Annotated in this window: 10 protein-coding genes; 4 read left to right on the top strand and 6 right to left on the bottom strand. The window is 48.2% G+C overall.

The features are described 5' to 3' along the window. Positions 1–133: 133 nt before the first annotated feature. The 5 genes from mfd to OCV81_RS07560 form a co-directional block, all read right to left on the bottom strand. Positions 134–3511: a transcription-repair coupling factor gene (mfd, locus tag OCV81_RS07580; protein ID WP_148329510.1), complete on the bottom strand. Its 3378-nt coding sequence runs from the start codon at positions 3509–3511 to the stop codon at positions 134–136. 86 nt (positions 3512–3597) lie between these two features. Further along, positions 3598–6033 carry a TonB-dependent receptor gene (locus tag OCV81_RS07575; protein ID WP_148329509.1) on the bottom strand — a complete coding sequence of 812 codons (2436 nt, stop codon included), beginning with the start codon at positions 6031–6033 and terminating at the stop codon, positions 3598–3600. Beyond that, entirely contained in the window at positions 6023–6994 is a 972-nt protein-coding gene (locus tag OCV81_RS07570; RefSeq protein ID WP_148329508.1) for a FecR family protein, read from the bottom strand. Before OCV81_RS07570 ends, OCV81_RS07575 begins: the two co-directional genes overlap by 11 nt. Before the next feature lie 4 nt (positions 6995–6998). Continuing rightward, positions 6999–7559: an RNA polymerase sigma-70 factor gene (locus OCV81_RS07565; RefSeq protein WP_148329507.1), complete on the bottom strand. Its 561-nt coding sequence runs from the start codon at positions 7557–7559 to the stop codon at positions 6999–7001. 24 nt (positions 7560–7583) lie between these two features. Beyond that, positions 7584–8210, bottom strand: a complete 627-nt coding sequence (locus tag OCV81_RS07560) for a hypothetical protein (protein ID WP_148329506.1) — start codon at positions 8208–8210, stop codon at positions 7584–7586. Positions 8211–8609: 399 nt separating this feature from the next. On the opposite strand from OCV81_RS07560, the gene OCV81_RS07555 reads away from it, so the two are divergent. Continuing rightward, positions 8610–10769, top strand: coding sequence for a tetratricopeptide repeat protein (locus OCV81_RS07555; protein WP_148329505.1), 2160 nt, complete (start codon positions 8610–8612; stop codon positions 10767–10769). Between the two features lie 36 nt (positions 10770–10805). On the opposite strand, the gene coaW is transcribed toward OCV81_RS07555, so the two are convergent. Further along, positions 10806–11645, bottom strand: a complete 840-nt coding sequence (gene coaW / locus OCV81_RS07550; RefSeq protein WP_148329504.1) for a type II pantothenate kinase — start codon at positions 11643–11645, stop codon at positions 10806–10808. A 412-nt stretch (positions 11646–12057) separates the two neighbouring features. On the opposite strand from coaW, the gene OCV81_RS07545 reads away from it, so the two are divergent. From OCV81_RS07545 to OCV81_RS07535, 3 genes are read left to right on the top strand one after another with little or no spacing between them, the layout of a single operon-like run. Beyond that, on the top strand, positions 12058–12804 hold the full coding sequence (locus tag OCV81_RS07545) for a polyprenol monophosphomannose synthase (RefSeq protein WP_148329503.1): 747 nt from the start codon (positions 12058–12060) through the stop codon (positions 12802–12804). Between the two features lie 11 nt (positions 12805–12815). After that, positions 12816–14156 carry a dihydroorotase gene (locus OCV81_RS07540; RefSeq protein WP_148329502.1) on the top strand — a complete coding sequence of 447 codons (1341 nt, stop codon included), beginning with the start codon at positions 12816–12818 and terminating at the stop codon, positions 14154–14156. Positions 14157–14166: 10 nt separating this feature from the next. Then, on the top strand, positions 14167–15072 hold the full coding sequence (locus tag OCV81_RS07535; RefSeq protein ID WP_148329501.1) for a vitamin B12 dependent-methionine synthase activation domain-containing protein: 906 nt from the start codon (positions 14167–14169) through the stop codon (positions 15070–15072). Positions 15073–15077 lie beyond the last annotated feature (5 nt).

Raw genomic sequence — 15077 nt, 5'->3', positions numbered from 1 at the left:
CTTTTTGAATTTGAGGCATAAAAATAGCCGTTTATTCCTCCCGGTCTTTCTCTTCCGACCCGAAAAAGAATCATCCCAAGCTTACTGAAACAAAAATGCAATTCCACTGTCACCCGATTGAGACAACCGGGGCCTACTGAGCCTTTTCTCCGTCCAGGCTGACAATTTCCTGCAGGATGCTGACTGCATCTTTCACGTTGGTCACCTTGGAAACTACCATGCTCCGACGTCCGTTCTGTTCCCGCAAATTGCAGTAACGAGGATTCTTGGACATATACGCAATAATCTTTCCAAAAGCCATACTCTGATAATACGGACTGTCCAGGTTGCTGACAAAAAAGAGGGTCATACGCTGGGCTTTCAACACCACTTTCTCCACTCCGAGGCGCTTGGCCAGCCGCCTCAACGGCACGATGCGCAGCAACTCTTCTCCTTCGGGAGGAATCTTGCCAAAGCGGTCGAGCAATCGGGCCCTGAACGCCTCCACATCCTTGTCCAGTTCCAGTTTGTCCAGCTCCCGGTACAACAGCATACGCTCACTGCTGCTCGGAATGTATTCATTCGGGAACAGCAACTCCAGGTCACTTTCCACGGTACATTCATCCACGAACTCTTCACCGCTGATTTTCTCTTCGCCGGCCTTGATTTCGTCCGCATACAAGTCGGCAAACTCTTCGTTTTTCAATTCGGTCACCGCCTCGTTCAGAATCTTCTGATAAGTTTCATATCCCAAGTCGGCAATGAATCCGCTCTGTTCGGCTCCCAGCATGTTACCGGCCCCACGGATGTCCAAATCCTGCATGGCAATGTGAATGCCGCTTCCCAAATCGCTGAAATTCTCGATGGCCTGCAAACGGCGCTTGGCTTCGGGAGTCAAAGACGATAAAGGAGGAGCCAGCAAATAGCAGAAAGCTTTCTTGTTGCTTCGTCCCACACGCCCCCGCATCTGATGCAGGTCGCTCAATCCAAAATTCTGCGCCTGGTTGATGATGATGGTATTGGCATTGGGAATGTCGATACCACTCTCAATGATAGTCGTAGCCAGCAGCACATCGTAGTCATAGTTGACAAAATCGAAGATAATCTTTTCCAGTTCCTCCGGTTGCATCTGTCCGTGTCCGATGCACACCCGGCAGTCCGGAATATTCCGCTGAATCATGGCCTTCAGTTCCCCCAGGTTCTGAATCCGGTTGTTCACAAAAAAGACCTGTCCGTTACGGCTCATTTCAAAGTTGATGGCCTCGGTAATGATTTCCTCATTAAAGGTATGCACCTCTGTCTGAATCGGATACCGGTTGGGCGGCGGAGTCTGGATAACCGACAAGTCACGGGCTCCCATCAGTGAGAACTGAAGCGTACGCGGAATCGGCGTGGCCGTCATGGTCAATGTATCCACGTTCACCTTTATCTGACGGAGTTTCTCTTTCACGCTCACCCCGAACTTCTGCTCCTCGTCAATAATCAGCAATCCCAGGTCCTTGAACTTCACACTCTTCCCGATAATCTTGTGCGTACCAATGAGTATATTGATGCTTCCTTCGGCCAGTTCCTTCAGAATACGGCTGGTTTCTTTGGCTGTCCGCGCACGGCTCAGGTATTCCACCTTGCAAGGCATTCCCTCCAGACGCTTCTTAAACGTTTGATAATGCTGGAAAGCCAACACCGTGGTCGGCACCAGTACCGCTACCTGCTTGTTGTCGGCCACTGCCTTGAAAGCAGCCCGGATGGCCACCTCCGTCTTACCGAAGCCTACGTCCCCACACACCAGACGGTCCATCGGCTTGTCACTCTCCATGTCCGCCTTCACTTCCTGTGTCGCCTTCAGCTGGTCGGGTGTATCCTCGTACAAGAAGCTGGCTTCCAATTCATGCTGCAAGAAGCTGTCGGGACTGTATTTAAATCCTTTTTCCTGTTTACGCTGCGAATACAGCTTAATCAAATCGCGGGCAATGTCCTTAATCTTGGTCTTCGTCCGTTCCTTGATTTTCTCCCATGCACCGGTTCCCAGTTTGCTGATACGCGGCTGTTCGCCTTCCTTTCCTTTGTACTTCGAGATTTTATGCAACGAATGAATGGACACAAACACCACGTCGTCATTCTGATACACCAGTTTGATGACCTCCTGCGTAGTATTCCCGTTCGGAATGCGCACCAGTCCCGCAAAACGGCCGATACCATGGTCGATATGCACCACATAATCCCCCGGCTCAAACGTGTTCAGTTCCTTTAGTGACAAGGCCACCTTTCCGCTACGGGCTTTGTCACTTCGGAGGTTGTATTTATGGAAACGGTCGAATATCTGATGGTCTGTAAACACACATATCCGTAAAGAATGGTCCACAAATCCCTCGTGCAACGTACGGTCCACCGGTTCAAACGTAATCTGATCTCCTCTTTCCTGAAAGATATCTTTCAATCGCTCTGTCTGTTTGGCACTATCCGAACAGATATACAAACGGTATCCCCTTTGCAGAAAGTCCGTGAAAGAGCTAGATACCAAATCAAAATTCTTATGGAAAATAGGCTGCACGGAAGTTTCGAAAGCAAGCCGTGCCTGAGGAGTTCCTATGGCCTTATGCCCGAAATCAACCCGGAAAAACTCCAAGGCACGCACCGTAAACTCGGCCCCGTCAATCAGTTTTTGGGAAAGATTCATCAACTCCGTCTGCTCTCCTTCGTAGGCTTTCAATGCCTGAGGAGAAAGAGTATCCTCATGTACAGACTGAATGTGTTCTCGTACCCAAAGCAAGTCTTTCACCCACAGAATCGTTTCCTTAGGTATAAAATCCAGAAAACAAATATCCGACCCTTCCGAAGTGGACAATTCGGGTACAATGCTCACCGACTCCTTTTTCTCTTTCGACAGCTGCGTCTCGACTTCAAACGTACGGATGCTGTCAATCTCATCGCCGAAGAAGTCGATTCGATAAGGATATTCCGATGCAAAGGAATAGACATCCAGGATACTTCCTCGTAAGGCAAACTGTCCCGGTTCGTACACATAGTCCACATGTTCAAAACCATAGCTGGAAAGTTTTTCCATAAGCTTTCCTGTGTCTTCCTTCTGCCCCACTTTCAGTGTAAGCGTAGAAGCCGAAAGTTGTTTGCGGGAAACCACCTTCTCGGCCAAAGCTTCCGGATAAGTCACTACCGCCACAGGGTCTTGCCGTTCCAGCCGGCTCAGTACTTCCGTACGAAGAATCTCATTGGCCGCATCCTTCTGTCCGTACTTAATGGCCCGACGGTAGGAAGACGGAAAAAACAGGATATCTGCATCTCCGTTCACCTGCACCATGTCATGGTAAAAATACCCGGCTTCCTCCAGGTCATTCAAGATAAACACATAGACACCCGGCACCGACTTGACAAAAGCCGAGGCAAACAAAGAAGCGCACGACCCGTGCATGCCTTCCAAAAATACATTTTTTACACTCTTATTCCTACACAAAGAAGCCAAACCAGATACATTGGGATGTTTGGCATAGATGTCTTGAAGCTCTTTTATACTCATCGTTCCATCAATAGATGTTGCAAAAATAATCAATCCGGTTCGAATATGCACACAAAAAGACGAAGAATGGAACAAGAATTCACGGTTCAGAACTTAAAGCTGATACTTCCATACGGCAAACAGTTGCTACGCCAATGCACAGAATAAAAGTTCAGGATGTCTTCCTCTGAAGGATTTCCCACCACATTATATATGCCCAGACGAAGCAACAGCAGTTTCTCGCCAAAGGATTTCCGATAGGAATACCCCACATCCACCCGATAGTTGAGCGGATCCCGCTTTCCACGAAAATCTTCAAACGACAACGGATCAAAAAAATCATCCAACTGCGTCACCTTTCCGGAACGCAGCATACCTCCCACAGAAAAAGAAGAGTGAGTATTCACCCGATAAGATACAGCTCCCCCCAACTGATGAGGTATATCATACAAAGAAGGCATTTTCCCTTTTTCCGACAACTCTTTAAACCATTCCCGACTTCGGGTATAAGCATACGAAAGCTGCAAGTTCCAATGCTTCCAGTTTTTATAGAAATATCCTTTTACTCCATAGCTGTCTCCTCTTCCAACCATCAGATACTGCTGCCACTGATTATCTTCTATCCAAGCATCCGGCCGAAGAGCCAGCACGTTCCTGCGCGTCTTATAATACACGGAAACCTCCACCTGTCCGTCTTCAAGGAAATGCTTCCAACCCACCTCATAATGCTCCGAAGAACGTGGCTTGAATCCATCAATACTTGGCATGCGAAAATCAGTAGGCAATGACAGGTTATCAAAACGGAGGTAATGATAGAACTGTTCCATTTTAGAGAAATTCAGATAAAGCAGGTCTTTCTCACACAAGAAATACTTCACCGACAGCCGAGGCTGAATGCTATAGTACGACCGATGATGCTGCGGCAGATAGCCCACTCCATGTACTCCAACTTGTACAGAAAAATTGGGAGAAATTCGCAACAGATTGTCATAATATAACGACACCTGGCTCACCGGTTCATGTCTCACCAGCAATTTTGCCCCCATGGTAGCCAAATCATATACTTCATACGTATATTTAGCTCCCCAACGGGCTTGGAACAGATTTTCCAGCGAATAACTGAAATCTGTTGTCACGTTCCACGACTTGATGCCGCTATGTACATATCCTTCCTGGTCATATCCCAGTTCCTCTACACGTGCCCGGTTCGTATGCGCCGAATAAAACACCGCAGTCGAATTTCCCAACCGCCCTTTCTGCGTGCTGTAAGACAACTGATACACCTGGTTATCCCATCGCAACACCGATACATTATCACCGTTTTCCATAACCGGAAGATGAAAATTATCTCGGGCACCGTATGCCAAAAAATTCAATGTACTGACGGGCGAAAAACTATACGACAGCTTTGCATTGTAATCATAAGTAGCATGGTTCAGGCGGTTTTCTTCCGATAAAAGGCCATCAAAGAAATCCAGCCAGCTCCGCCGAGCACTTACCATATACGACATTTTTTTCTTGATAATCGGCCCCTCGAGCGTGACTGAAGCCGCCGGCATATCCAACGTAAGTGTATGTACATGCTCTTCCTTATTTCCTTCTTTCAAATTTACTTCTGTGACAGACGAAATGCGCCCTTCCAGTCGGGTCGGGAAAAAGCCCTTATGAAAAACCATGTTCTTTACCGCATCGCCGTTGAATACAGGCAGCAGCGAATTGAAATGGCCGGGATGAAACACAGGTACGCCGTCCAACAACAGTTGGTTCTCATCGTATCCCCCTCCGTCTACCATAAAGTTATGTCCGGCCAAGGAAGAAGTTACCCCCGGCAAGATCCAGATTTGTGAAAACAAATCATTTCCACTAAACGAGAGTAGATTGGAAGGAGTCAGCTCATTCAGCTCGTTCTCCTTTCGACCAGACTCCACCGTCACCTCCTCTATCTCAAAAAGCAACGGTTTCAGGTACGTGCGGACAAAGCAATCCTTTTCCACCCTGACACGTCTTACCTGCGGCGTATACCCCATGTAAGATGTCTTTTGTATATAAATTCCTTCGGGTACGTACAAACGGAAAACGCCATTTTCACCCGAAATCGTATGCCATTGTTTCCCGTCCTTGTCTTCCAGTGTGACCACGGCGCCATACAAACGCTCTTCACTTTCCTCTTCGCAAACGGTTCCACTGACATAATAGTTCTCTATTTTCCTAGCCTGAATCACCAGTTTCAAGGAAGGAATAAAAGCTGTCTGCACCCGGTAACCGGCCAATATCCGATGTAACAGTTCTCCGACCGTCATCCTTCCGCCTTTTTCTACCCGGCAGACTTTGTCCACCTCAATCTGTGCCGGATTATACGACAAGACGATTCCGGTTTCCTTTTCTATCCAGTTGAACCACTGCAATACGGTAGCGGAAGAGGCATGGACCTGTATCCACTCTTCCGCTACCGTATTATCTGATTTGACTTCCTGCCCTTCTATCTTCTGGAGTCCGATTCCACACACCGTCCACAGCAAGAGGAGCAGCCATTTACTTTTCATAAAGTCTGTAATGTTTTCCTTTCACCAATGTTTCACACTTACATCCACAAAGGAAAGCCAGTTCTCCGGCTATGTCCGGTTCATCGATGTGGATTTGAGTCGTAATCAAGTTCTTTTCCAAGCCTTTGCCCAAATCTATTTGTATGCCGGTTTTCTCGGCCACCACCCTGACTACTTCCACAATCGGAGTCTGTTCAAACACCAATACCCGTTCCTTTTCGCCAAACAGGCTCTGCGGATTCCGGATTACTCCAGTCTGCCACGTACCGTTTTTCAATTCCGCTTTTTCATTGGCTTCAATCACCACTTCACCAGCCGAAGCTTCTTTGACGCGTACCTTCCCAGTCTTTACAAATACGCCTGCCTTGTCTCTGTGTGCCACGTCGACCAGGAAAGAAGTACCCAGCACCTCTACTTTCAGCAAGTCAGTCTCCACCTTAAACGGTATGCCGTGCATTTTCTTCACCTGAAAGAAGGCCTTTCCTTTCAATTCCGCCCGTCGTCCTTCCTGCCGGCCGGAAAAACAGTATGCCAATGTCGCTTCCGGATACAGTATCACTTCCGAGCTGTCGGGCAGCAGCACATGCTTTTCCGTCGTTCCAGTATTCGCATAACGCATCATCTGCTCATCCGAAGTGGAACGGAAGAAATAAAAAGCACCGATTCCCAACAACAGCAGCAAGGAAGCCGCCACAGAAAAGACCCATCGTGCTTTCTGCCTGAAAGGAATTATTTTTGCACGCTCCTCCAGATGAGGTTCGATTTTCTGCCAGGCCTTCTCTGCATCAAAGACCACCTCATCCGTCGTTTTCAGCGATGCATTCATCACTTTTCGCATCTGCTCAAATTCTTGCTTGTGAGCCGTCATCCATTCGTCCAGTTCGCGACGCTGCGCCACAGTCAGTGGTTCATTGGCAAAATAACGGGCCAGCAGTTCATTTATATCTTCTTTGTTGTTCATGGTCTTACTCACAATTTATAATAATGGATACAATGACAGCGACAACCGTAATCAGCAAAAAACTATGTTCAGCCACATATACACGCAACAACTTAATAGCTTTTGTCATCTGATTTTCCACTGTTTTCTCAGACAAACTTAATTTTCCGGCTATTTCACGGTATTTCAAGCCCTGAAGTTTGGACAGCAGGAAGATTTCCTTGCACTTAGGAGGCAAGGTAGCCAGCGCCGACTGCAGAATTTCTTCCGGTGATTTCTCTCCTTCATCTGTCACTTCATCCGGCATGCAACTGGTTGAAGCCGAATGCTCCTCAATCGATACGGTATCTTCTCTACGCTTCCGCAGAAAGGAGATGCAACTGTTCTTCACGGAGGTAGTCAGGTAAGCCGCAAATTCCTTTTCCGGCATGGCATCCAGCTGCTTGTTCCACACACTGATAAACAGTTCCTGCACAATATCTTCCGCGTCATCCCTGTCAGAAACATATCCATAGGCTATATGACACAGCCTTGAATAATGTTCCTGAAACCTGGATTTGAATATGTCCTTTCTATGGGCTTTCATTACCATGCCAAGTCAATCAAGCAATTAGAATTTCAAACTTACACCAGCCGTCACGAATCCCTTGTGGCCCAAGCCGGCTTCCACAAAACCTCCGATACGGTCATTTCCAACTCTCAAGGCAATCGGATTTACCTGGTATGCAAAAGAAGTGCTCAAATCGGCTTTTTTTGCAGCTGCTTTTCCCGCCTCTGTCAGAGCGGCCTCTTTATGACGACTCAGGTTGACACCCGCAGCAGCCGATCCGTATAATTCTACAAGTCCTCGCTTATAGTACACAAACTCAGCAGCGGGCAACACCAGAAAGTTCATATTGCTTTCCTTCAATGAAGGCGTCTGCTCACCCGCCAGCGTCAGCTTGTTGTCCGATTTTGAGAATCCCAAATCAGCTCCCACTCTAAAGCGGCCCAAAGAATAACGATAGCCCAGGCCGTATACAAGACTGTAGTTCGCATCCGTACGTTTGGTTCCAACCACCGCATCCAGCAATCCCATACCCAGTACATCTACCGATCCCTGAGTCAGACCGTCGCTCACCGACAATCGAATGTCGTGTTTGTTTTCCGAAGGCATAAAGCCTTTACTTTCTTGTCCTTTTACCAGGTTCGCGCTTGCCAACATACACAAAGATAATGCAATAAATTTAAATTTCATACTGTCTAGTTTTTAATGATTCATAATTAAAATGCCGTTCTTTCAGGTCCGGTCTGCCGTTTCGGTTTATTTCTGTGTCATTCCGGTATCTCGAAAGTCCTGCGTTTAGTTTTTTTGTTGTTACACTTAGCTAGGTGACTTCATCTACATAACGCAGCTACCGCAAAAAACCCCTATCTCTTTGACAAAAAAATTTGCTTTTTCATATCCATTTCCTACAAACATTTCATAACCATTTCATTATGAATGGGAAAGAGAGCAACATTTTCTTCAAAAAAAGGGCATTTAGATTCATCGCAAAACAAAAAACTAAGAAATAATTACTACTTTTGTCTCGTACGGAAAGATATCTTCAAGAAGATACTTCCATGTTATAGACTTAATCATTGTGAAATCATCATGCAGAAAGAGATTATCCAACTTTTACACGAGAAAAGACTGAAAGAAGCTTTTGCCCATATAAAAGAAGCAGCCAATACACTCAATGACTGGGAGCTGCAGTCGCAGATAGAGACACAGCAAACCACTTATAATTATATGCTGCAATATACAGCCATGGGGACACAGGACCCTCAGCGCGAAAACATCTACCAGCAACTGATGTGCAAAGCCTATGAACTGACCGACAAAACGTTCTTTCTGAAAGAGCAGGAAAAGGCTTACGGATACTATGCCGACAAATTCCGGAAGTTTGCACAGGTGCCGCCACATTCATTCAAAGAAATCGACTTCATGCTGGAAGCGGCCGGACATCCTTCACCCGCGCCGGAAAACGAAACGGAAAAAGAAGCGCAGACATTGCAGAACTACACCCTTCATAAAAATGCAGTCGACGAACTGTTCAATAAAATATGGGTATCTACCCAATGGAGTGAAGAAGAATACCAAGAGGCACGTCTGTTGCTGACGTCTCCTTCCATGGCCACGAACGACAAGGCAGTGATGATCAGCGCCCTCACGCTGAACCTCTTGCAGATTTTCGATGTACGGAAATTTACCTTGCTGCTTTCAGCCTGCCAGATGTCTGGCGAACTGGCTGTCAGCCAACGTGCATTGACGGGCATCGCTTTGGTGACCTATTTTCAGCCCGAGCGGATTTCACTCTATCCAAACCTCGTTTCTGCCTTGAAACTGATGGCAGACAATCCGGTACTCCTGAAACAATTGCACGACATCCAGATTATCTTACTCCTTTCGCGCGAAACAGAAAAAATTGACAAAAAAATGCGTGAAGAAATCATTCCCCAAATGATGCGTAACCCCAATCTGCGGAAACCAGAACTGAAAGCCATCGAAATAGAAGATATCGAAGACCTGAACCCGGAATGGCAGAAAGACCTGGAAAAAATAGGCGACCACATCCGCGAACTGGGCGAATTGCAAATGGAAGGCGCCGATACATACATGACCGCCTTTTCCCAACTAAAGACTTACCCGTTTTTTCAGGAAGCAGCCCACTGGTTCTATCTGTTCAGCATGAAAGTGCCCGACCTGTATCAAATATACAAGGACAAAACATTCGAAAAGCAATCCCTGCTGGGCATGGTAGTCAATTCTCAAGTGTTCTGCGACTCCGACAAATATTCATTCTGCCTGGCCATGAAATCACTTCCTCATGACCAGCAGACCTTCATGCTGTCTAAAATGAGCGGCGAAGAAATTATTCCTAAAGAAATTGACGGCTCCGGAAATCCGGCAGAACGACAGGTCAATGCCATCCAACGGCAATATGTACACAACTTGTACCGTTTCTATAAATTATGGAGATTCAGGACCGAACAGCACGATATCTTCAAAGACAAGCTGGATTTCTGGAACAATCCGTTGCTCCGTCCGCTTATTCTAAAAGGGAAATACCACGAACAGATAGCGGGATACCTCTTTTCCAAAGGCTACATGCAGGAAGCTGCCGCCCTGTATGAAACGCTGGTACAGAAAGAACCCGACCAGGCAGAAACCTGGCAGAAACTGGGCTTCGCTTACCAGAAGAACAAGCTTTACGAAAAAGCCGTAAACGCCTACCAGCAAGCCGACCTCATCAAGCCCGACCACTTGTGGACCCTCAAGCACCTGGCTCATTGCTACAAACTGTCTGGTGACTTTTCAAAGGCTACTCAGGTTTTCCAGCGGGTTCTTGCGTTCGACCCAGACAACCTCAACACCCTGATGCAAGTTGGACAATGCCTGGCCGCACAGAAAGAATATGCCGAAGCCATCAAACTGTTTTTTAAAGTTGAATTTCTGGAATCACACCCCGAAAAGGCACGGCGCGCCATCGGCTGGTGTTACTTCATGTCTGGGAAACACGAAGAAGCAATTCGAATGTACGAGAAACTGCTGGCACTGGAAAAACCTCAGGCAAACGACTGGCTGAATTCCGGACACGTCTACCTGGCCATGGGACAAGTGCCACAAGCCTTGGAACACTACCGAAAGGCAGCGGCAGATTGTGCCTCGACCGAAGAGTTCATATCCTTGTTCCTGGCCGACAAGGAAGCCCTTTCCACGCAAGGCATTTCCGACTGCCAGATTTACCTGATCACAGATATCCTGCGATGAGCGAAAGCAGGATTCCCGCACACCTGTCCGGAAAGGTTATCCCCTTACCGGACGGGTGTGTGTTTCTTTTATATACGCCAAAGCCGCTCCGATTGCTGTCTGATACTCCGCATTTTCCGGAATAATAAAACGCACATCATACATACGTCCGATGGTATCAAATACCGGACGGCATTGCGGAAGCTGCGTCAAGTTACCTATCAGCACAAAATTGCGGATACCCATACCCAAAGCCGACAAGACAGCCGCCTGCCCGATAGACTGCAACACCATGTGCATCAGCCCCAGTGCCAGGTCTTCAGGAGAAGCATTGTTATCCAGTTTTCCCAGCAAAGAAGCCGTCGCATCCAGCGGCAACCCGGGAAGAGAGGTCCGGCAAATATCCTGTATCTGCAAATCCACATTCCGCAAGTCTCCTTTCCCAGCCAGTTCCGATACCCACAGAATGTCCTGCGTATGCAGCAGCAAACGTGAAAGTCCCATCAGTGTTCCTCCCCCGATACCAATGCCGCCCACATGACAGATGGTATCATTCTCCACCCGGACAAACGAAGTACCTGTCCCCATGCTCACCACCATCAGTTTGTCCAGTCCGGTGGCATACTGTGCACTCAACCCGTTGGCAATAAACTCGTCCGTCCGAGCGGTGGGCAAACCGTACAAAGGTTGCTGGATGTAAGAACTTCCCACTCCGGTGAGCATCACCTGTTCCACCTCCGACAACTGGATAGAATGGTCGTATATATATTTTCCGAAAGCTCCAAACAAGGAAGTGACCGGGTCGGTAGCCGTCACAAACATCGGATGATAAGCACATCCGTCTTTGATTCCCACAATCTTGGTTGTACTTCCCCCTACATCTATTCCTATAATCATAATCTTCTATATTTTGTGTATATTACAATATGGGCGCAAGTCTAAGACTTTTTTCGCGAAAGTATTTCTACCGCCTTCTTTTTTTACAAAAATTAAGAATGACACAACCAACAACAAGCATGCAGAAAGACAAGATTTCATTCCTTCTGACGACCTTTTTTCAGGACACAAAATGCCCTTTTGAAAACGTCGAAGCGTTTCAAACAAAACACTTCGGCGTTTGAGACAAAACGCTTCGACGTTTGAAGTAAAACGCTTAGACGTTTCAGATGAAACGCTTCGACGTTTAAAAGCAAACGCCTAAGCGTTTTTGCGAAGGATAATTTAGGCCTGAACACAGCCCGATATTTCCCTAATTATATCACAAATTTCACGAGTTCTTATTATCTTTGCACGACATAATAAAAACACCATGCAGACAAGTGACAGTATTGTGATAATTCCTACTTATAACGAGAAGGAAAATATCGAAAATATCATCCGGGCAGTATTCGGACTGGAAAAATGTTTCCACATTCTGGTCATCGAAGACAATTCTCCCGACGGTACGGCCGACATCGTTCGCCGACTGCAAAAAGAATTTCCCGAACGCCTGTTCATGATTGAACGGAAAGGCAAACTCGGACTGGGAACAGCCTACATCACCGGCTTCAAATGGTCTATCGAACATGGGTATGACTACATATTCGAAATGGACGCCGACTTTAGTCACAATCCCAACGACCTGCCCCGGCTCTACAAAGCCTGCCACGACGACGGCGCGGATGTGTCCATCGGCTCACGCTACGTGAGCGGAGTCAATGTGGTCAACTGGCCAATGGGAAGAGTCCTGATGTCGTACTTCGCCTCCAAATACGTGCGGTTCATCACCGGCCTGCCCATTCACGACACCACTGCCGGCTTCGTCTGCTACCGCCGCAAAGTGCTTGAAACCATTCATCTGGACCGCATCCGTTTCAAAGGTTATGCCTTCCAGATTGAAATGAAATTCACAGCCTTCAAATGCGGCTTCCATATCACCGAAGTACCTGTCATCTTTATCAACCGTGAACTGGGCACTTCCAAGATGAACAGCAGCATTTTCGGAGAGGCCGTGTTCGGCGTCATCCAGCTGAAATGGGACAGCTGGTTCAAGAAATACCCCAAAAATTGTAATTGAAAATAGAGTTTATGAAACGTACGTGGATACATCATGCAATCATTGTAAACGAAGGACGCCGGTTTGCCGGTTCCGTGGTTATTGAAGGAGAGAAAATCCAAGAGATTATCGAAGGAGAAGGGAAACCTGCAACCGAATGTGACGAACAGATTGATGCACAAGGATGCTTCCTGCTGCCAGGAGTGATAGACGACCATGTACATTTCCGCGATCCGGGACTGACACAGAAGGCAGATATGGCCACCGAAACGGCTGCGGCTGCGGCAGGTGGAGTCACCTCTTTCATGGATATGCCGAACTGCAACCCGCAGACCACTACCTTGGAAGCACTGGACAACAAATTCCAGGATGCCGCCACCAAATGCATCGTGAACTATTCGTTCTACTTTGGCGCCACGAACAACAACACCCACTTGCTGAAGGAACTGGACAAGACCCGGGTATGCGGCGTGAAGCTTTTCATGGGAGCCAGCACCGGCAACATGCTGGTAGACCGCATGGAGGCACTGAAAAAGATATTTTCGGAAGCGGGTATGCTGATTGCCACGCATTGTGAGGACCAGAACACCATCCGTCAGAATACCGAACGCTACAAACAAGAATATGGAGAGGACCTCGACATTTCTTTCCACCCGCTGGTAAGGGATGAGGAGGCTTGCTACCGTTCTTCCTCACTGGCCGTAGCTTTGGCCAAGGAAACCGGAGCCCGCCTGCACATTCTGCACATCAGTACGGCACGCGAACTGGGCCTGCTGGAAGACCGTCCGCTGACCGAAAAGAAAATCACGGCGGAAGCCTGTGTGTCACACCTGATGTTCTGCGACGAGGACTATGCCCGCTTGGGAGCCCGCATCAAATGCAACCCGAGCATCAAGACGAAAGCCGACCGCGATGCCCTGAGAAAGGCATTGACCACGAACCTGATTGACGTGATTGCCACTGACCACGCCCCTCACCTGCTGTCGGAGAAACAAGGTGGTGCGCTGAAAGCGGTTTCCGGCATGCCAACCCTGCAGTTCTCGCTGGTGAGCATCTATGAACTGGTGCATGAAGGATTGCTTTCGATGGAACAACTGGTACAGAAAATGTGTCACGCGCCTGCCCAGCTCTTCCAAATCAGCCGGAGAGGTTTCATCCGACCGGGATACCAGGCCGACCTGGTGCTGCTGAATCCTCATAAGGAATGGACCGTCACTACCGACAGCATTGAAAGCAAGTGTGGCTGGAGCCCGATGGAAGGACGTACGTTCCACGGGAAAGTAGAGAAAACCTTTGTCAACGGAGCGGTAGTTTATGAGAATGGAAAGGTAGACAAGGCTCACCGCGGACAAGCCCTGAAATTTGAACGATAAAAGAAACCGCATGAAAACAGACATCACCACCGTCCGTTACGACATACACGACCTGGCTGAATACATCAACTGGATTTACTTCTTCCATGCGTGGGGATTCCAGCCTCGTTTCGCCACCATTGCCGACATTCATGGCTGTGATGCCTGCCGGGCCGGCTGGCTGGCTTCTTTCCCGGAAACCGACCGTGCCAAGGCTGCCGAAGCCATGCAATTGCATAAGGAAGCTGTACGCATGCTCAACCACATTGACGGAAAATACGGCGTTTATGCCATCTACCGACTTATGGAGGCCAATGCCGACGGAGACAACCTGATTTTGGAGGGGATGTCGTTCCCCTTGCTTCGCCAGCAGACCCGTGTACGTCCTGATGACCCGTTTCTTTGCCTGAGTGACTTTGTGCGCCCGCTCTCATCGGGCATCAAGGATACGGTGGGAGGATTTGCCACCACCATCGACCCGGCCATGGAAGAAGAGTTCCTGCACGACGATTACCAGGCCCTGCTCATCAAGACGCTGGGAGAACGCCTGGCAGAAGCAGCTGCCGAAAAGATACACGAAACCGTGCGCAAGGAGGTTTGGGGATATGCCAAAGACGAGCATCTCACCATGAAGCAGCTTCTGAACGAAGATTATCAGGGTATCCGTCCTGCCGTGGGCTATCCCTCCCTGCCGGATATTTCAGTCAGCTTCCTGCTCGACCGCCTCATCGACATGAAACGCATCGGCATCCGCCTCACCGAGAACGGGATGATGCAGCCGCATGCGTCGGTATGCGGACTGATGTTCGCGCATCCGGCTTCCCGCTATTTTGCCGTGGGAAAAATCGATGAAGAACAGCTCATGGATTATGCTGTCCGACGGCAAATGGAGCCCGACGTGTTACGCAAATACCTGACTGCCAACTTACAATCCTAACCCCA

Origin of the sequence: Phocaeicola fibrisolvens, assembly GCF_025567125.1 — a bacterium.
Classification (GTDB): Bacteria; Bacteroidota; Bacteroidia; order Bacteroidales; family Bacteroidaceae; genus Phocaeicola; species Phocaeicola fibrisolvens.
This window is presented reverse-complemented; position numbering and strand designations above follow the sequence as displayed.

Bases quoted from the DNA above. Each gene is read 5' to 3' on its own strand.
- OCV81_RS07540 (WP_148329502.1), top strand. From the start codon at position 12,816: ATGAAACGTACGTGGATACATCATGCAATCATTGTAAACGAAGGACGC.
- OCV81_RS07545 (WP_148329503.1), top strand. From the start codon at position 12,058: ATGCAGACAAGTGACAGTATTGTGATAATTCCTACTTATAACGAGAAG.
- OCV81_RS07565 (WP_148329507.1), bottom strand. From the start codon at position 7,559: ATGAAAGCCCATAGAAAGGACATATTCAAATCCAGGTTTCAGGAACAT.
- OCV81_RS07560 (WP_148329506.1), bottom strand. From the start codon at position 8,210: ATGAAATTTAAATTTATTGCATTATCTTTGTGTATGTTGGCAAGCGCG.
- mfd (WP_148329510.1), bottom strand. From the start codon at position 3,511: ATGAGTATAAAAGAGCTTCAAGACATCTATGCCAAACATCCCAATGTA.
- OCV81_RS07575 (WP_148329509.1), bottom strand. From the start codon at position 6,033: ATGAAAAGTAAATGGCTGCTCCTCTTGCTGTGGACGGTGTGTGGAATC.
- coaW (WP_148329504.1), bottom strand. From the start codon at position 11,645: ATGATTATAGGAATAGATGTAGGGGGAAGTACAACCAAGATTGTGGGA.
- OCV81_RS07535 (WP_148329501.1), top strand. From the start codon at position 14,167: ATGAAAACAGACATCACCACCGTCCGTTACGACATACACGACCTGGCT.
- OCV81_RS07555 (WP_148329505.1), top strand. From the start codon at position 8,610: ATGCAGAAAGAGATTATCCAACTTTTACACGAGAAAAGACTGAAAGAA.
- OCV81_RS07570 (WP_148329508.1), bottom strand. From the start codon at position 6,994: ATGAACAACAAAGAAGATATAAATGAACTGCTGGCCCGTTATTTTGCC.